The organism is Paenibacillus amylolyticus (genome assembly GCF_051136285.1).
Lineage (GTDB): Bacteria > Bacillota > Bacilli > Paenibacillales > Paenibacillaceae > Paenibacillus > Paenibacillus amylolyticus_F.
In genome coordinates, this window is record NZ_CP194938.1 from 925,717 (window position 1) to 945,657 (window position 19,941).

Genomic DNA, 19,941 nt, shown 5'->3' on the forward strand with positions numbered 1-19,941 from the left:
CTCTCCAACTCATCCCGACTACTCATCCCGATTCTCTACCAGAATGTTGTATTCAGTTGATCTAACCTCTCCTGAACGCTTTTGTCCGTTCCACTCATATGTGTAGAGGGCCGTTAAATACCCCTGCTGTATACCCGTTTGTTCAGGCGCCAGCTGTATAAGGTAAGATAATTCTTTTGCGGAGTCAGGCCCCAGCTCACCGATATGGAGATATCTCGGTGCTGAATATTCCGATATATTTACCTGCATCGGACTGGTCTCCTGGCTCAACCATTTGGCACCTTGAGGCAGAATATTACCCAATTGTACACGAGCAGACAACGATCCTGTATTCATGACCCTCACTTTGAAAGTTACTGTACCTCCTTGTTCTACAATGGCAGGGAAAGTCTCGACATGAACCTGGATCACAGGTGCCCTGCGCTCCAGAACAGCTTCATTAGAAAGAAGTTTTCGCTGAACCATACGAGAATCCGGCAAACGGAATGTGTAGAGCAAAACTGCCCGATTTACAAAACTTCGCTGATCTGTAATCACTGTATCTGTTGTTCCCACTGCCCCTTCAACTTGAGCTTCAAATTGAATATGTAGCTCAGAACGGGCAGTTAATGTACCCAAATCCACCCCTTTATTAGGGTTTGTGCCTGGGCGCTTGACTCCATTCCAACTGAGACTTCCTTCAACAAAGGGCAGCGCTTCTGGTAAAACATCCTGCAGTTTGGCATCCACTGCATAATTGCTCTTGTTAGACACCTTAATATGATAGCGCACCCGATCCCCGGGTATTGCTGTAGCAGGTGATACACTTTTGACGATGGATATCTGGGGTTCGACGATCAGGATGGTGACCACATTGGAATAAACGGTTTCTCGTCTGCCTGCAACGATGTATTTCAAAACGGCTTCACTCGATAAGTGGCTCACTCCTTGGCCACCTGTTACCTGTACACGATATTGCACACGTATAACACTTCCTGGCCCAATCTCCCCAAGATCAATTCCCGTATCTGGTGTGACCTGTGGTGCGAACATATCGTTAATCGTCACACTCGCCGGGATAAAGATGACACCTTGCGGCAACGTCACCGTTAATTCAGCATCCGTGGCCACAGCAAAGCCCGGGTTATTTACCAAAACTGTGTACATCAGAATATCTCCAGCAAAGGTGTGGCTTCGTTCGACTTGCAAACTCACTTCGAGCCGTGATGTTTCAATTCCAATTTCAACAACGTTAGACTTCTCCGTACCGTCAACTGTTCTTCCTTCTGTAGTAACAAACTCGTAGTTCACTTCTGCCTGATTCAGCAACTGGAGAGCCGGGGGCACTCGCACAATGACTACCTGAAAGTGATAATTCAGTACTGCACCCGGTGCAACCTCCGCGGGAGGCAGTCCTTGCGTAAGAGAAACCCCAGGCAATGGGATGCCATCACGCAGCACACTGTTGGGCAGAAGTGAAGTCTCAGGAGAAAGCGGGTCCACCACACGGACAATTGCCGTGCGGTTTCCCGTATTCATGATTTCAATCTGATAAGTCAGCGACTGGCCCAGAACAGCTGTTGTTACATTGCAACTTTTGCTTACTTTGATTCGGGGGCCAATCCATGGCGTAACTACCGTGTTGGAATAAGCCACCTGTTCCAGTTCAGTCATACCCGAGCTGAATCGAACCAGGGACTGATTCTTTAACCAGTGGGACAACGTACCTGGAATTTCGCTCATATCACCACAACCTCTACATTAAATGTAACTGTAGTAGACGCTCCGGCAGCAATGGAACCCAGTGTGATACCTGTATTCGGATTACCTGTCGGTCTCGCCACCCCATTCACTACCACACTTCCCGGCACAAAGACAGTTCCGGCGGGTACAGGGTCAACCATGACAACATTGTTCACTGTCTCTATACCGCTATTGGTTACCACTACTGTATACGTGATTACATCACCGACGACAGCATCAATAGCACTGGTGCTTTTGACAACAACGACATTCGGAGCCGATACAGGAATAATAAGTACATTAGACGATACCGTTCCAGTCAATACACGTCCGTCTGGTGGACTGAATGTATAACTCGCGACAGCTTGGTTGCTCAGTTGCTGATTTTGCGGCAGTGAATCGACCGTAACCCCTAGGGTGACCGTTACATTCACAGAGCCGCCAGGAGGAATGTTGCCTACAAGGATACCTGTTTCAGGGTTGGCACCTGGCTGCGGCACACCGTCGATCAGAACACTGTTCGGTAGCAGCACGGTCCCCGTCGGGATGTTATCGGTTAATGTAAGATTCGCAACCAGATTACCGCTGTTGTTAATTGTTAATGAATACACGATGTCGTCACCAATCGTAGCATTCGAGGTGCTTGCTGTTTTGGAAACTGTGATAATCGGCTGATAGATCGGAGTAACAATGATATTGGAATACGCCGCTCCAGAGAACACACCTGATGTAAAGCTTACAGAGGATTCACTGCTGACTTGCGGCGGTGTCGGAAGTGAGTTGACACGAACAGCATAAGATACCGCAATCGATTCTCCAGGAGCCAAGGTACCTAGTGCAATCCCGAGTGCAGGGTTCGCTAAAGGACGAGGTGTACCATTAACCAAGACACTCCCTGCAACAAAAGTGGTCGCCGGGTCAATGGGATCCGTTAGAACGATGTTGTTAACCGGGTCAATGCCGCTGTTGGTGACAACCATCTCATACACAATCGTGTCGCCTACGACGGCATCTGTTGATGTTGTTGTTTTCACGACGGTGACATTGGGTGCTGATACTTGAATAATTAGTGTGTTCGATGTAAGGCTTCCGCCAAGCGTTCTTCCATCCGGTAGCGTGTAAGTAAAGGTAGCTGACGCTTGATTCGTGATGGACTGGCTCACGGGCAGTGTTGTAATAACAATTGAAAAGGTGACGATGGTCGTGGTTGATACCACACCAAGAGAAATACCTGAAGCAGGGTCAGCACCAGGCGCCGAGGTTCCGTTAATAATGACACTATTCGGTACAAATTCTGTACCGGCAGGAATGGTATCTGTCAGTGTTACCGTAGCACCATAGTTTCCCGTATTCGTGACAGCAATGCTGTAGATGACGGTGTCACCTACCGTGGCAATGGCTTGATCTCCCGTTTTAACCGCAGCCAGGATCGGCTGGTATACCGGGGTTGAGACTATATTGGAGAACGTTGTAGCAGAAAAAGCTCCTGACGTAAAACTTACTGTTGATTGATTGTTCAAAACAGCCGTCGCCGGCAGACTTGTAACACTCACACTAAATACAACGGTTACGGTGACTCCAGGTGCAATGGAACCCAAGGAAATGCCCGTGGAGGGATTTGCATTCGGACGTAACACTCCATCCACAAAGACACCACTTGGCGCGAAGACTGTACTCGCTGGCAAAGCATCCGTAAATATGACATTGCTGACATTGGCAATACCATTGTTAGTCACTGTAATGCTGTACGTTACGATATCGCCTACAGATGCGGCTGTGGACGTTGTTGATTTAACAACAGCCACGTCGGGTGCAGACACCGGAATCATCAGAACATTAGACAACACTCCTCGGGTAATACTTCTTCCATCTGGCAATGTGAATGACAATACAACTGAAGCCTGGTTCACGAGTTGTTGCGGACTTGGGAGCGTCTCAACCACAACGGAAAATGTAATGGTTGTAGTTGCTCCTGCAGCTACATTCCCTGCTGGAATGCCTGTTGCCGGAGTGGCGGCTGGCAGTGGCTGCCCGTTGACAATAACACTATTCGGCACAAACACGGTGCCCGCTGGCAAATTGTCTGTCAGATTAATCTGCGCTCCGTAATTCCCTTGATTATTCACACTGATGGTATAGCTAACCGTATCTCCTACAGTCGCATTCTGTGTGCTGGCCGTTTTCTGTGCTGTTAATACAGGTTGAAATACGGGTGTTAACACCGTATTCGAAAACGTTGTACCTGAGAATGTTCCGGAGGTGAAGGTGATGGTTGATCGATTACTCAGCTGATTGTTTGGAGGAATATCATTCACACGAATACTAAACGTAACGGTTGCTGTTGCGCCCGGCGCGAGGGTGCCCAGCGGTATTCCCCCTGATGGACTTGCCGCCGGTTCTGATACACCGTTTACTGTTACACTGCCCGTAACAAATGAACCTCCCGATGGAATAGGGTCTGAAAACTGCACACTGTTCACGGGTGCAATACCACTGTTCGTCACCAATACGGAATAAACGACCGTGTCACCCACAGTAGCGGCTGTAGATGTCGTGCTTTTAACCACACTTACATTAGGGGATGAGACAGGGAAAGCAAGTGTGTTGGACGTTGCTGTTCCTGTCAACGTTCGTCCGTCGGGTGGTGTAAAAGTAAACGTTGATGATGCAAAATTACTAAGTTGCTGCGGGGATGGCAAGGAATCCACAACAACCGCAAATGTGACAATTGCGGTTGCACCCGCCGCTACAACACCTACTGGAATGCCAGTGCCAGGGGTAACTCCCGGCTGTGGAACACCTGAGACAACCACACTGTTGGGCACAATGGTCGTCGCTGCCGGGATGGTGTCCGTGACAGTAACATTCGCCTGAAGGTTACCCGTGTTACTCACCGTGACGGTATAAACAACGGTATCTCCCACGGTAGCATTTATCGTGTTTGCCGTTTTAACAAGAGCAATCTGCGGCTGTATCACAGGAGTCTGCGTTGTATTCGAAGATGATGAACCCGAAAAGGAGCCAGAAGTAAAGCTGACCGTCGACTGATTGTTAATCTGCGAAGGGATCGGCATAGTTATCCTCACCTCAAAAGTTACGGTTACTTCAGCTCCTGGAGCCAAAGTACCGATTGGAATGCCGGCGGTCGGATTGGAGAGCGGTGATGCAACGCCGTTCACCAGGACACTTCCGGGTATAAATGGGGTGTTCGAAGGCAGCGGATCGATAAACACAACATTGTTGATACCAGTTGTTCCATTATTTCGAATCACAGAAGTATAACGGATGACATCCCCTGACACCGCGTAATCAGCGTTGTCACTTTTAACAACGCTGACATTAGGCAAGGACACCGGGATGGTGACCGTATTGGATGAAACAAAACCTGCAATGACTCTTCCACTTGGTAGGGTGTAGCTGTATGAGGCCACAGCTTGGTTAATCAACTGTCTTGGATCAGGCAGACTTGTGACAGTTGCAAGGAAAGACAACGTCACAGATGCTCCGGCAGCCAATGTTCCCAGATTGATTCCTGTATTAGGGCTAACACCTGGAGTTGGATTCCCGTTAATCAATACGCTATTTGTAACAAATATTGCTCCGGCAGGAACCGGATCGGTTAGTGTAACCAGTGCCGGGATGTTACCAGTGTTCGTAATCTGGACATTGTAATTGAAGGTGTCTCCCACGGTCAGACTCGTTGTACTTGCCGACTTCACCACTTGAATGACCGGTTGATAGATCGGAGTGTTCACCGTTACTGATGAAGACACACCATTGAAGCTACCCGATGTAAAAGCAGCACTTGCTCTGTTGGTTACTACACCCGATGCAGGAACAGCAGTAACCCTCGTTTGATACGTCACCGTTACACTCGTGGAACTATTCAGTGTTCCAATAGCGATTCCGGCAACTGGACTTGCATTACGTTGCACCGCTCCGTTGACTGTGACACTGCCTGGTATGAATTCTGAACCTGTAGACGGCGTATCCGAAAGGATCAGATTCTGCACAGCATTTGTTCCTGTATTCGTAAGGACAACCGTATAGGTTAGAGCATCTCCAACGGTAGCATCTGTCGTATTCACGGTTTTGGATATGCTGATATTGGGTGCTGAAGCAGCTACACGTACAATATTCGAGAGTGAGCTGCCAGACAGATTACGCCCGCTTGGCAGATGGTACGTATAGGAAGCTGTGCCCTGGTTCTCCAGAACAGGCGGTGAAGGTAATGATACAAGTGTGGCACGAAATACCACAGTCGCAGTTCCTGAAGGTGCAAGCGTTCCTAATGTAATGCCAGTCAGCGGACTTGTTCCAGGTCTTGCGGTGCCGTTAACCGTTACCGAATCGGGTACATATGTCAGCCCAGCCGGAATGGTATCTGTTACATTAACTTGTGCGGCAATATTTCCTGTGTTGCTGACAACGAGTGTGTAAGCAAGCTGATCCCCCAGCGTTGCATTCGTTTGACTGGCCGATTTGATGATGTTAATCACAGGTTGATACACAGGGGTTGTTATGGAATTTGAATTCGAAATACCAGTAAATGCACCTGAACTGTAAGAAACAGAAGCCCGGTTAAGCAGTGATCCGCCCGTAGGCACGGATTGCACAATCACCTGAAAAGTCACCGTTGCGGAAGTCGCAGCATTTAATGTTCCCAGAGCGATCCCACTTCCCGGATTAGCCGACGGTACACTCGTGCCCCGAACTGTCACACTTCCGGGAACAAAACTCAATCCCGACGGAAGACTATCCGCCAGGATCACATTGCTGATCGGCTGTATGCCCCCGTTCGTTGTTACCACCGAATACGTGAACGTTTCTCCCACTGCAACATCCGTGACCGTTGCTGTTTTGAACACGTTAACATTCGGCAGAGTTACCGGGATGGAGAGAGTATTGGATGCAGCCGTCCCTGTGATGGTCCGTCCGTCTGGTGAGTTAAACGAATATGTCGCTGTTGCCTGGTCAACCAGAGTAGGCGGTGTAGGCAAGTTGGTCACCAGTACTTGGAACGTAATCGTGGTCACACTTCCTGCAGCCAGTGTACCTAAATTTACGCCTGCAGCTGGATTCGCTCCTGCAACAACCGTTCCATTCACACGGAAACTGCCAGCTACATAAGTACTACCCGCTGGAATATTATCAGCAATCGTAACATTTGCTCCTACATTTCCTCCGTTGGTTACCTGTAACGTGTAAGTCACTTGATCGCCCACCGTGGCATTGGTTGAATTAGCAGATTTCACGATCGACAGGTTCGGCGAATAGACAGGAAGAGTTGAATTATTAGAAGGTATGACACCACTAATGATGGGACCTCCGGCAACACTCTGAAAAGTAAATGCGGCATTCGCGGAATTGACGAGTTGCAAAGTGCTTGTATCGTTTGTAATCTGAGCACGGTAAGTGACGACAACACTGCTGTTCAGGGCCAAAGATCCTAAAGGTATCCCTGATATCACATCCAGTGTCGGCCTTGACACACCACCTACCGTGATGCTACCAGGTACAAAGGTTAAACCGGCAGGTAGCGTATCCGACAGAACCACACTGGCTGCACTAGCTGATCCACCATTCGTAATGGTAGCTGTATACGTGACAGTATCCCCTGCTACGGCCCCCGTTGCTGTAAATGACTTCGCGACGGTAATCCGCGGTGCGTTAATATCGACTTGTATGGCATTTCCATTCACGATGTACGCATCACCAGAGGTGGTTAGTGTTAAGACGGCCGAAGACTGATTGTTAATCAGCCTTGCGGAAACATCCACATTCGTGATATCCCAGCCCTGACGCCCACCGACAATATTCGTCCCTGGTGCTCCATTGATCTGATTACGGGTTCCAAACGTTCCTGTTGTATTCAGTGCCCCTGTATCACCGTTAATCTGTGACGCAAAAAAATTGGCCGCCAGATTGTTTGGCCCAGACAATGCAACTGAAGTTGCGGAAGTCGCTCCGAATAACGCCTGATCTCCTGTCCGGTTTGCATCCCCCTCCTGCGCACTGAACAGCGCCCTACCTCCTAAGGCTCCAGAAACTGGCGTTGCAAAGCCGGTAAGAGTGGTAACAACTGGCGCTGAAGAGGCTTGAACCAGTACCCCTCCCGCACGTAGGGACATGTTTCGGAAAGGCAAATTGCCATTTTGAAATATGACGCCCAGTGTCCAACCCGCATGGTTGGCTGTAGCATCATTGGTGATCACAATCGTGCCCACGACCCCACCGGTGACATATGTACCTGCTCCCCCATTTTGCACAAGAGCGGTGACGTTAGCCGAGCGAACATACCCCGCTGCATTGTTGCCAAGGTCAAACTGATTATATGTGGCCGGGTCTGGCGTAACACTGAACGTGCCCGCAGGGGTGGTAAACGAAACCGGATTATTGATTGCGGAACTCAGATTGACCGTACCATTGATATAACTTCCGCCCCAGATCAACTCCGCATAAAGAACCGTACTTCCTGCTGGCAGCACCAGAATCGCTGCTGAGCTGCTGCTCTGGAACAGGCTGGTTGTCCCTGCAGGATACGTCCCGAAAGTAGAAGCTGTATTGATCGTTGTAAATCCTCCGATACTGTCTTGTGTTCCCGGCACCCCTGCCGTTTCGGAACGACTTAGTCCCAGAGTATTACCCGTAAACGTAATTGCTCCTGTAGCGTTGACGGTTGAACGAACGACAAGAGGAATGGATTTCACCTCCCCTTCAGCAAAATAAGAATCCGCTAATAGAGCCTGTTATCAGTCTATGAGGCAGAATCAGGAAATTTGTATGTCCACTTCCGAAAGTTTGGATATCCTCTGGATTATTATGTAAGGTTTATTATCATGTTTAAAATTTTATCTCTTGCGTTTTGCCGATTGTATCTTATAATCAACATATACGAGAGTAATCTGTCGTATCATTTTGATGCAGTCAGCGGTGATATATGAACAGTCCTTCAGAGCATAGCAGCCATATTCCAAGAGAGTATGAGATCAAGCATTCCAATTGGTTACGTAAAATGCTTCATGCTTATTGGGTCGTTGTTATCGTACATTTCTTTGTTCAAATTGCTTGTTATCTTTTTTTGAAATATGATCGCGCCCCCCTGGATTTCATCGTAAACGTTTTGTTTTGGCCCACAGCTCTAGCTGCTTTTTGCATTTTACTCACCAGTTACATGGATCGAAAATTTCCTTCCTGTTCGTTCTATACGATGTCCGTTACCAGTACAGTGATCGCCTGGACCATCATTCATGTAAATTATGACATTCGGATTATGCCAGCCATATGTCTATTGCCGATCTTTGCCTCTGTTTTGTTTTTTGACAGCAGGCGTGTTTGGTTCATTTATTCATTACAAATGGCAGGCTATGGTCTGCTTCTAATCGATCCGGCTTATCGCGCATATCTTAGCTCGTTCGACATGGTTTCTATTCCGGTATTCCTGATCCTGGCCACCTATGTGGCACAAATTATTGTAACCAGCGGGGTCGAAGTACTGGACGATTTGCAGACAAGCATGAACGCCAAGAAAGACCTTATCGTACGAAATGCCATTATCGCCAAACAGTCCAAAACAGACGGCTTAACCAACCTTTATAATCAAAGTTCGTTTAAAGATTATTACGAAAAGGCATTTGAGTACGCTAATTTAGGAATGAGTCTGCAATTGGCGCTAATTGACATCGATGATTTTAAAGTTGTCAATGATACGTATGGTCACCGTGTAGGCGATATTATTTTGGAAAAGGTATCTTTAATCATTCAGGAGAGCATTACGGCAAGTGATATTGCTGCAAGGTATGGCGGCGAGGAATTTGCTTTGTTAATGTTTGAACAATCTTTCGAGCAGGCGTATGATCTGGTTGAACTTATCCGGCAAAAAATTTCACTGATGGGCCACCTTGAACTCGAAGGGTCATCCATTACCGTAAGCATTGGTCTGAAGGGATACAACCTTGATGTGAGCAAAGACAAATTGTTTGAAGACGTGGATGCTTGCTTGTATGCTGCGAAACGTACGGGTAAAAACAAAACGGTAACGTCACTGGTTCTCGCCTGACTATTCACGAGCCAGTAATACAAAAAAGTTGTGTTTTATACGCCGATAACCCGGCGTACAACACAACTTTTTTTAATACGAACCCGCCTGTTTTTCGAACGTCATTCTTTCATTCGCTATGCTTCTGCCCATTCCCAGCGATGGCGATACTGCTCCAGCCTTGGATGCATTTCTCCGGGCTGACCGTCAATGATTAGCCGCAATTCCTTGATCCAGTCTGTAAAAGAGTCAAAAGATGCCCACTGATTAGCCATCTCGGTGGTCATGTACAGAAAAAGAGGAGCTGGATATTCAGCTTGAATATGTCGCAGGACTGTGTCTATAGGGGTATACTTTTTTCGTTTCCCCTCCAGTCCCTCTACCCGTATCGGTAAAGACGAGTGATCGTGTCTCCATTCATGAAGGCGGTCGGCTCTTTTGTGATACGGCTGAACCGTATCTCGGCTCATTCGCCTCACCGTGCTCTCATGTAATGGATAGAGCACCAGCTGTTTAAAGGCTCGCGTATTCATAATGCCTGCTGCCCGTTCTAGCTGTTCGTCCGTCACATTCTGGAACGAGTCGTAAAAGATCAGTGTTCCCTTGCGGCTGGGTGTAACAGGCTCATAACCAAAGGGCACGTTAGCGTATTTTCCAGACATACTCTCCCCTCCTCTCTGTTTCTGTCATCATCAATCCACATCTGAATGCTTAATAACTTCATACCATCATATATTTATTATATGCTATTCCTTCTCATCCAACTCGGAATAAAATGTCACTCTGTTCTTGCCCGAACGTTTGGAACGGTACAGTGCTTCATCGGCCATTCGAATAATATCACTTGGATTGTTGCTATTCGTCGGATATTCCGCTCCGCCAATACTGCAGCCAATATGAACTCGCTCATACTCAATAATAAATGGTTTGTTCAAACTTTGAATAATATCTTGCGCATACTGGATCGCTTCCTGCCTCGGATCATCTCCGATAGACCGAAGTACAATGAGGAATTCGTCACCGCCAAGCCGTACCGTTATACCGTCCTCATGACTTAGTGCTGTAAGACGCTGAGCAACCTTTTGCAGCAAAATATCACCCGTCTGATGTCCCAGCGAATCGTTAACACTTTTGAACCCGTCCAGATCCAGATAGAGAAAAGTCAACGTATGATCTTCACTTTCCATCTCCAGCGACTCCTCAAGATATTGTTCAAGCGCTGTTCGATTTTTCAATCCGGTCAGCTGGTCATATTGTGCCAGATTCTGCATGACAACCAGTTCAGAGTCTTTATTCATAATTGATGATACCATATTGCGCAGTGATCGTGACAATGCCTCAATTTCCTTTAACCCTTTGGTCTCAGGAATGTCAATATTCTCTCCTGCACTAAGACGATCTGCTACACGGGTTAGTCGAACGAGAGGAGCCGAGATTACTCTGGAAAGAAGCCAGCCAATCGGTGCAAACAACAGCATCACAACGATGCCAGCGCATATGTTAAACCACTTTAGATCAACAACAGATGAATAGGCCTCCGCTTTACCCTGACGAATGATGATTGTCCAGCCCAACCCTGGATAATCTTTATATCCCTGACTATAGGCCAGCCCGGTGACATATTCCTTACCATCCGGCCACTTTTCAGTGGACCAGCCGCTCTTGCTGTTTCGGCGTTCTCCTATTCCCTCCAGTGCAAGTGGCTTACCCACCAAATCTTTGGGGCCAAGAAGCACGGTATGCTCTTTTTTGCTAATGATAAAGAATTCAATATCCTTCTCCTCACGTTGTAAGGGAACGAGCACGGAAGCCTCCATTTCCTTGGCCCACGCCCAACTGAGATGTGCTGCTAATACACCTCGAATCTGTCCTTGACTGTCCTTAAGCGGGAAGCTGATATCCACAAATTGCAATGGCTCTCCCGATGGATTAGGTAGCAGTTTCGCCAACAGCACAGCATTATGTACATCTCCGATAAACTTGCCCTTCAATCCCTCCTGAAACACAGGTCTTTCCGATAAATTTTTGCCCATAAGAATTCCGTCTGTCGCAGCTAACACTTCTCCTTGTGGATCCATGAATCCAACCCAGGAAAATGAGGGAAAGCTATTTTGCAACTGATCCAGCAGCAATTGGATATCTGCGGGGTTAAATTGATCATTCATGGATGCCATGTTGCCTAAAAGATTCATTTCACCAGAACGTGAGTACATGAAACGATCCAACTTGTCCACGGTTTGTACAGCCGTCCCTTCAAGGGAATGACCAATCTCGGTTTCCACCTCATCAAATGATTTTTGGCTGAAAATATAGCCAATGGTTAAGATAACAAACAGAGATAACACAGCAAAAATGACGGTGAGCACCGTTCTAAGTTTAAATGACATCATTCCTCCTGCACATACGGTGAACCGCTCATACAATCTCACCCGTCTACAGCTCCATGCTGCATTAATGATAAGAAATAGCTCTCACTTATTTTGAACTATATCGGCATAATTCATTGCTTTTTTTATATATGTGTCCATACAAAATTTACCCAAAAACCGACCGAGTTTCTTCTATTCAAAGAATAGTCACGATTCTGTATATACAAACTTGGGTTATGTAATAGAGAGAGCAAGCAAATCCTTAGAGGATTGCGCCTGTATGTCCACATAGAGAATGACTAGAAAATAAACATTGGGGGTGTAATTATTTGAGCCTGCTTCACGTTGCTGTTATTTTGCCTTTTGCAGCTGGCATTCTTCTTGCCTTGTTACACAGACTCTTTCGTAAAATTCACTTAGGATGGGCGGTACTGCTTGTACCGACGTCGTTATTCGTTTATTTTGCAAGCAAGATCTCTGCTGTGTCTCAGCGTCAACCGGTATCCGGTCATATTCCCTGGATTCCGTCCCTCGATATCGGATTTAATCTATTTTTGGACGGACTCAGTTTACTGTTAACACTGTTGATTAGCGGAATTGGTGTACTTGTTGTCTTCTACTCTATTTTTTATATGAGCAAAACAGAGGCGTTAAACCGCTTCTATCTCTATCTGTTAATGTTTATGGGAGCTATGCTTGGTGTTGTATTGTCAGACAACATGATCGTCCTGTATGCATTCTGGGAACTGACCAGCATTACATCATTCCTGTTGATCGCCTTCCATTACAAACGCAAAGCTTCGACATCTGGCGCACAAAAATCGTTCCTGATTACGGTTTTTGGCGGATTCGCCATGCTTGCCGGATTCATGCTTATGTACCTGATGACAGGCACGTTCAGCATCCGTACAACCATTACCAATTGGGGTCATATTCAGGATAGTCCATTGTTTCTGCCAGCTCTGGTTCTGATCCTGATTGGAGCGTTCACGAAATCAGCACAATTCCCGTTCCACATCTGGCTACCTGATGCTATGGAAGCTCCAACACCAGTGAGTGCGTATCTGCACTCCGCCACCATGGTCAAAGCCGGATTGTATGTTGTTGCCCGTTTCACACCGATTTTCGGTGGACAGGGACTCTGGTTCTGGCTTGTAACAGGTGTAGGATTACTCACTTTGGGTTACGGATCATTTCTAGCCGTTAAGAAAAATGATCTCAAGGCCATTCTCGCCTATTCGACAATCTCACAACTCGGTCTGATTATGTCCCTCTTCGGGATTGGATCTGCTGCTCTCTATTTCGGATATGGCGAATCTTCTACAATGTACACCGTAGCCATTACCGCTGCACTGCTCCATCTATTCAACCACGGTACGTTCAAAGCCGCACTATTTATGGTAGCCGGCATTATCGATCACGAGACAGGTACACGGGATATTCGCAAGCTGGGCGGGCTGGCCGCATTCATGCCCATCACATTCAGCCTGGCGCTCATCGGTTCACTAGCTATGGCCGGCATCCCGCCGTTTAATGGGTTCCTCAGTAAGGAATTATTCTTTCAAGCGATGGTACAAATTACCGATCTCCGTGTCTTTGGATTAGGCTCATGGAGTATTCTGCTGCCTGTCATCGCATGGCTTGCCAGCGTTTTCACATTGATCTATGCTCTCATTTTCGTGTTCAAAACATTCCTCGGTCGTAGCCGAAGTGAGCTGCCTGCCGAGAAATTACATGAAGCGCCAGTCGGGTTGCTCATCCCACCGCTTGTTCTGGGTGTGCTGGTCATCGGTTTTGGACTCTTTCCGGATCTATTATCCGGGTCACTAATCGAACCCGCCATGGCTGCCGTTCTCCCTTCCCTACTCCATGGGAATGAACGCTTTGATGTACATTTCTCACTATGGCATGGCTGGACTCCCGAATTGTTCATGACCATCGGTGTTGTTATTCTCGGGGTCATGCTCTACAAGTTGCTGCCACGATGGAGGAATATTTATGAACACTACCCGCAAGGGCTGACAATTAACAACATGTATCATGTAGTTCTGGACAACGTACAGCACTTTGCACGTAAATGGACAGAAGCCTATATGAATGGCTCTGTCCGTAATTATCTGGTCTATATTTTCTCATTCACCGTTGCCTTGCTTGTCTACGCTTTCTTCCGCTCCGGAGAAAATATTACGTGGAATGTGCAGGATAATGCACCCTACTCATTCTACGAAGTTGTATTGCTGGTGACTCTGATTGCAGCTGCCGTTTCCATACCTTTTGCCAAAAATCGCTTATCTGCGGTCATTATGACCGGAGCTGTCGGTTATCTGGTTACCTTGCTGTTTGTTCTGTTCCGGGCACCGGATCTGGCCCTGACGCAGATGATTGTGGAGACGGTCTCCGTTGCACTGTTCCTGCTCTGCTTCTATCATCTGCCTGAGTTACAACGCGGCAAGTCAAGTCCCCGTTATCTCACGGTCAATATGATTGTCGCCATTTCGGTAGGGGTTGTCATGACATTCGTCGCTCTTGCTGCAAGCGGAACAGCATCCTTGGACAGCATCTCCACATACTTCCTTCAGGAAGCTTACAGTTCAGCGGGTGGTAAAAATGTTGTGAACGTGCTGCTGGTGGATTTCCGTGGCTATGATACTTTATTAGAGATTATGGTTCTTAGTGTGGCATCTCTGTCCATCTACTCCATGATTAATCTGAACCTCGAAGCGAAGGATCTCGGAGCCCGACTGAAATTCCGCAAAAAAGAAGAGAAACAGGACGAAGAACCCGAGCTTGATGATGAGGCGGATAACACCAAAAAATATGGTAATCGCGAGCGTAGTACATTGTCCTGGGACACGGTTCCTTTGCAAAGTAATGACGTTTTGCTGCAAACCACGACGAAAGTGGTTGTATTTATCATTCTGACCTTCTCGATGCATCTGTTCTTTGCCGGACATCATAATCCAGGTGGTGGTTTCATCGGTGGCCTCGTCACAGCAGCTGCCCTGGTGCTTATCGCTCTGGCCTTCAGCACCGATACGATACGTAAAGCACTGCCGATCGATTTTCGGACTTTAACCGCCATCGGTTTGGGTATAGCCTTGCTCACCGGTGCAGGTTCATTCCTGTTCGGTGTACCCTTCCTCAGCCAGACGTTCGGATATTTCGAACTGCCACTGCTGGGTGAAACGGAGCTGGCTACAGCCATGCTGTTTGATCTAGGCGTGTACCTCGCTGTGCTAGGCGTCACCATGACTATCATTTTACAGATCGGGGAGGATCGTTGATATGGAAATATTGATGTGTGTGGCCGTAGGTATTTTGTTTGCGGTTGCCGTCTTTTTAATCTTGTCACGGAGCCTGCTCCGTATCGTACTTGGCATGTCGATTCTGACACATGGGGTGCATCTGCTATTAATTACGATGTCACGTCTCAAAACAGGCGCACCCCCACTGCTTGGAGAAATGGCCGAAAAATACGTCGATCCTCTTCCCCAAGCCTTGATTCTAACGTCTATTGTTATCAATTTTGGACTGACCGCCTTCTTCTTTGTGCTTTCGTATCGATCTTATCTCAAGCTCAAAACGGACGATATGGAAGAAGTAAGGAGGCGTCCATATGAATAATCTGGTCGTTCTGCCGATCTTGCTTCCACTGATCACAGGTGTTATCGCGCTGTTGTTTTTCCGTAACATAAACTTACAGCGTGTTGTAAGTGTTATTGGTCTTTTGGCATCAGCTACGGCCTCTACGTTCCTTATTACACATGTAGCGCACTCCGGTGTCTTAACCCTTAATATGGGTGGATGGAAAGCTCCTTACGGAATTGTGCTTGTGGCCGATATGGTCGCAGCCCTGCTCGTTGTAGCGGCTTCAATTATCGCGCTAGCTTGTCTGCTCTATGCTTTTCGAAGCATCAACAAAGAACGGGAGCAGCATCACTTTTATCCCTTCTTTCATTTTTTGATCGCAGGCGTGAACGCCTCTTTCCTGACCGGTGACTTGTTTAATCTGTTTGTCAGCTTTGAATTAATGCTGATCTCTTCATACGCGCTCATTGTGCTTGGAGGCACAGAAAGACAATTGCGTGAGACAATCAAATATGTACTCATTAATATTGTGTCCTCCGCCTTATTTGTAGCTTCCATCGGTTTCTTGTATTCCATTACGGGTACGCTGAATATGGCCGACTTGTCGGTTCGTATTGCCGAGATTGGACAGAGCGGAGTAGTCACGTTGATTGCGGTTCTTTTCCTGATCGTATTCAGTATTAAGGCCGGTTTGTTCCTGTTCTTCTGGTTATCCGGCTCGTATGCAGCACCACCTGCTATTGTTACGGCACTGTTCGCAGGTTTGCTCACCAAGGTTGGTTTGTATGCCATTGTGCGGACATTCACGTTGATCTTCTATCATGACCCGGACTTCTTCAATGCCTTAATTGGCTGGATGGCTGGTGCAACGATGATTCTGGGTGTTGTCGGTGCGATCTCGTATCGTGATGTGAACAAAATTCTGATCTATAACGTTGTAGCCGGAGTAGGTTTCGTTGCCTTCGGGATGGCGGCTGCCAGCCGCACTGCTCTGGAAGGGCTGCTATTTTATATGCTACATGACATGTTGATCAAAACACTGCTTTTCCTGCTCGGCGGTGCTCTTATTGCTGTGGCTGGCACATCCAGACTCGACAACATGGGTGGATTGATCCAACGTTATCCCATGCTGGGATGGATGTTCTTCATCAGTGCACTCGCGCTTGCAGGTCTGCCTCCATTCAGTGGATTCCCTGGAAAACTAATGCTCTTTGAGGGCGGCCTGGAGGCCGGATTATATGGTCTGACCGGGATCGCCGTGCTCTCTAGTCTGCTCATGCTGTATTCGGTGCTTCGCATCTTCATTCAGGCGTTCTGGGGTGAACCTCCTGCGGGGATGGCAAGACGTCCTTACGCGGTGAACGGACTACTGATTCCTGCCGGAATTCTGTTTGCTTTCATCATCGTCATGGGTCTGGGTGCTGAAGGCATGTTCCAGCTAACTTCCCGCGCAGGCGATATTCTGCTTCACCCCCATATTTATATTGATGCCGTATTGAAGGAGTAGATGTCTATGGCCTTTCAAATTGTACTCAATCTTATCATTACCTTTGTCTGGATGTTTCTGAATAATACCTGGAATGGTGTTGGTTTTCTCGTTGGATATATGCTCGGACTGCTCTTGATCGGAGGTATGCGGCGTTTCTTCCCGCAGCGCTTCTACATCGTTCGGGTCTGGGCCATCCTCAAGCTGATTGGGCTGCTGTTCAAAGAACTTGTTCGAGCGAGCATCGAGGTTATTCGTGAGATTGTTAAACCACGACTTGATATTCGCCCTGGGATTTTCACGTATCGCACACAACTATCTTCGGATTGGGAAGTTACCCTGCTCTGTCTGATGATCTCCTTAACGCCGGGGTCACTGCCGCTCGAAATCTCGGGCAATCAGCGCAAGCTTTTTATTCATGCACTGGATATCAAGGATGAAGAGAAACTGCGAAATGATATCCAGAATACGTTTGAAAAAGCAATCATGGAGGTGACACGTTAATGTTATCCTCACTGTTATTTATTTCCCTGCTCATTCTGTCACTGGCAATTCTGACCTGTCTGTACCGCGTTCTTCGCGGGCCTTCCATGGCTGACCGAATTACGGCACTTGATACCATCGGAATCAATGTCATCGCCATCGTAGCTGTACTCTCCATGATGCTGCAGACGCAAGCTTATCTGGATATCATTTTGTTAATCGGCATCCTTGCTTTTCTAAGCACGGTGGCATTTGCACGATATATTGAACGAGGGGCGGTGTTCAAAAATGAAGGAGATCGTTAGCGGCACCGCTGAAACGGCGATTGGACTACTCGTGCTGCTTGGTGCCCTGCTCAGTGCGCTCAGTGCCTTCGGACTTCTTCGCCTGCCCGATGTATATCTAAGAGCCCATGCTGCTACCAAAAGCATGACACTTGGCGTGTTTTGTGTGCTAAGCGGTGCCTTTTTCTTCTTTTGGTATTTCGACAACTATATTAGCGCTCGCCTGTTACTGGGTATACTGTTTGTGTTCATCACCGCTCCTGTTGCGGGACATCTGAACGGCCGTGCCGCCTATCGTACCGATGTGCCTCTATGGGAGCAAAGTGTACAGGACGAACTGGAACCGTTGCTGAAAGGCAAAAAGATGAATCACGAAGAGAAGGACATGATGGAGTAGCTTATATAAGCTGAATCAAGAGGTTTACACGGAACACTCCGATGACAGAATAACCTTCCGATCGCTGTTATCCCCGGATTTTTTTGATTCCCTTTTCCAAAGGGGAAAATCCGGTGATAAAGGCGAAGCGTATGCTTCCGATGTTAGCTTTCTTTCAGAAAGCTTTTAGCTTCGCTTATTCAGGTTTTTTCTGTCCTCTCCGCGAATAATTCAACTTATATAGTGGCGAATAACGAATATACAGTAAATAAAATCCCCCGGTGGATGAGTCGCTTTGTTAGCGGCTTTCCTCCGGGGGATTTCTGATAGAACCTAAATATTGTTTGGATATTTCTATACGGATAGAACTTACCTATCAAACTACTCTCTTATCAAAAGCCGTTTAAACCTTGGCGTTTCAGATCCGCAGCTACGATACGAGCAAGCTGCGCTGCGCCTTGTCGGTTCGGATGCAAGCTATCGCCATTCATGTACAGCGCCAGTGTAGCTGCTTGCCTAATAGAAGTGAAGTAAGCGGAGCTGAGCTTGTTCAGATCGACGAGAGTAACCCCCTCTTCCTGAGCCAACGCTCGCGTAGACGCATTATACCAACGGTTTTCTGCTTGATGCACATTCGCCGAATTAAAGTCCGTTGCCCGGCCCTGTGGTGTGGAGAGAATTACTGTCGCCCCTTTACTTTTCGCCTGTTGCACCATATTTCGCATAATTTCTTTGAACTGTGCCTCGGTTGTATTGTTTTTGGCATTGGTATCGTTAATTCCGAGCTGTAGGATGAAATAATCACCCGGCTTAATATATTTCAGAATCGCTTCCATCTGACCATCATCACGGAAACCTCTGGCAATCTGCCCGCTAGTAGCCATATTACGAACCTGGAAGGTAGCATTGTTTACATAGGACGGGAACAGTTGCCCCCAGCCTCCCTGCACGCTGCTGCCGAGCGGGTAATAGTTACATACCGTTGAGTCTCCACCAATATAGATCGTCCGATTCGTGACCGGCTGATTGGACAGTTTTCGAATTTCAAGGGCACTTAGCGTGAATGTGGTACCTGCCTTGCCTTCTGTCACCAGCAGATTCAGCTGACCATCCGTCACTGGAATCTGGAATTGATCGGTGGCGCCGTTACCTGTCATATTCATGATCTGGTATACCCCTTCTGCTGCTACACTGGCTCTGGCAGTGTTACCCAGAGTCACTTTGACCTCGTACAGACCATTCGAAAGATCGACATTAAAGGTATTATCACTTTTCGTACCAAATTTCAGAAACTGAACAGCATCACTTCGAACACCGCTGCCTGATGCGGAGACATTCTTCATATTAACAGGTGTGTTAAACCCGTAGCCCCTTGCAGCTGTATAGGCGGTTGATGCAGAAACTCCAGTATACCCATTCTCCACTGCACCAGAACCAAAATCAAATTTGTAATGATCGGATGCAGCCTCGGCAACCTCTCCTCCACTACTGCCAAGCCCAACTGCAATCATACTTGTAGCAAGTACAGTACATAACATCATCCGTATAGAAGTTGACCATTTCATCATACAATCCATGCTCCTCCCGAATTTAAA

Annotated in this window: 12 protein-coding genes; 7 read left to right on the forward strand and 5 right to left on the reverse strand. The window is 47.4% G+C overall.

The genetic code is table 11. The features are described from left to right. Positions 1–18: 18 nt before the first annotated feature. Positions 19–1,722, reverse strand: a complete 1,704-nt coding sequence (locus ACR8BL_RS04080; protein ID WP_434751434.1) for a hypothetical protein — start codon at positions 1,720–1,722, stop codon at positions 19–21. Beyond that, entirely contained in the window at positions 1,719–8,432 is a 6,714-nt protein-coding gene (locus tag ACR8BL_RS04085; protein ID WP_434751435.1) for a DUF7507 domain-containing protein, read from the reverse strand. Before ACR8BL_RS04085 ends, ACR8BL_RS04080 begins: the two co-directional genes overlap by 4 nt. A 464-nt stretch (positions 8,433–8,896) precedes the next feature. Between ACR8BL_RS04085 and ACR8BL_RS04090 the strand changes: the two genes are divergently transcribed. Then, positions 8,897–9,781, forward strand: a complete 885-nt coding sequence (locus ACR8BL_RS04090; protein ID WP_434756563.1) for a GGDEF domain-containing protein — start codon at positions 8,897–8,899, stop codon at positions 9,779–9,781. A 116-nt stretch (positions 9,782–9,897) separates the two neighbouring features. On the opposite strand, the gene ACR8BL_RS04095 is transcribed toward ACR8BL_RS04090, so the two are convergent. Both ACR8BL_RS04095 and ACR8BL_RS04100 read right to left on the reverse strand, forming a co-directional pair. Continuing rightward, positions 9,898–10,422, reverse strand: coding sequence for a hypothetical protein (locus ACR8BL_RS04095; RefSeq protein ID WP_434751437.1), 525 nt, complete (start codon positions 10,420–10,422; stop codon positions 9,898–9,900). 84 nt (positions 10,423–10,506) lie between these two features. Further along, on the reverse strand, positions 10,507–12,150 hold the full coding sequence (locus ACR8BL_RS04100) for a diguanylate cyclase domain-containing protein (RefSeq protein WP_434751438.1): 1,644 nt from the start codon (positions 12,148–12,150) through the stop codon (positions 10,507–10,509). Positions 12,151–12,458: 308 nt separating this feature from the next. On the opposite strand from ACR8BL_RS04100, the gene ACR8BL_RS04105 reads away from it, so the two are divergent. The 6 genes from ACR8BL_RS04105 to mnhG are packed head-to-tail and all read left to right on the forward strand — an operon-like array spanning position 12,459 to position 18,367. After that, entirely contained in the window at positions 12,459–15,413 is a 2,955-nt protein-coding gene (locus ACR8BL_RS04105) for a Na+/H+ antiporter subunit A (RefSeq protein ID WP_434751439.1), read from the forward strand. Position 15,414: 1 nt separating this feature from the next. Further along, positions 15,415–15,753 (forward strand): Na(+)/H(+) antiporter subunit C, encoded by a 339-nt coding sequence (locus ACR8BL_RS04110; RefSeq protein ID WP_342555763.1) that lies wholly within the window; start codon positions 15,415–15,417, stop codon positions 15,751–15,753. After that, entirely contained in the window at positions 15,746–17,224 is a 1,479-nt protein-coding gene (locus ACR8BL_RS04115; protein ID WP_434751440.1) for a Na+/H+ antiporter subunit D, read from the forward strand. The genes ACR8BL_RS04110 and ACR8BL_RS04115 overlap by 8 nt, the downstream gene beginning before the upstream one ends. A gap of 6 nt (positions 17,225–17,230) precedes the next feature. Beyond that, positions 17,231–17,707 (forward strand): Na+/H+ antiporter subunit E, encoded by a 477-nt coding sequence (locus ACR8BL_RS04120; protein ID WP_434751441.1) that lies wholly within the window; start codon positions 17,231–17,233, stop codon positions 17,705–17,707. Beyond that, positions 17,707–17,991, forward strand: a complete 285-nt coding sequence (locus tag ACR8BL_RS04125; RefSeq protein WP_434751442.1) for a Na(+)/H(+) antiporter subunit F1 — start codon at positions 17,707–17,709, stop codon at positions 17,989–17,991. The genes ACR8BL_RS04120 and ACR8BL_RS04125 overlap by 1 nt, the downstream gene beginning before the upstream one ends. After that, positions 17,975–18,367, forward strand: coding sequence for a monovalent cation/H(+) antiporter subunit G (mnhG, locus tag ACR8BL_RS04130; RefSeq protein ID WP_434751443.1), 393 nt, complete (start codon positions 17,975–17,977; stop codon positions 18,365–18,367). Before ACR8BL_RS04125 ends, mnhG begins: the two co-directional genes overlap by 17 nt. 371 nt (positions 18,368–18,738) lie before the next feature. Here the strand turns inward: mnhG and ACR8BL_RS04135 are convergent, their stop codons facing one another. Continuing rightward, a complete protein-coding gene (locus ACR8BL_RS04135) occupies positions 18,739–19,914 on the reverse strand; it encodes a rhamnogalacturonan acetylesterase (RefSeq protein ID WP_434751444.1) in 1,176 nt (391 codons plus the stop codon). Positions 19,915–19,941: the final 27 nt, after the last annotated feature.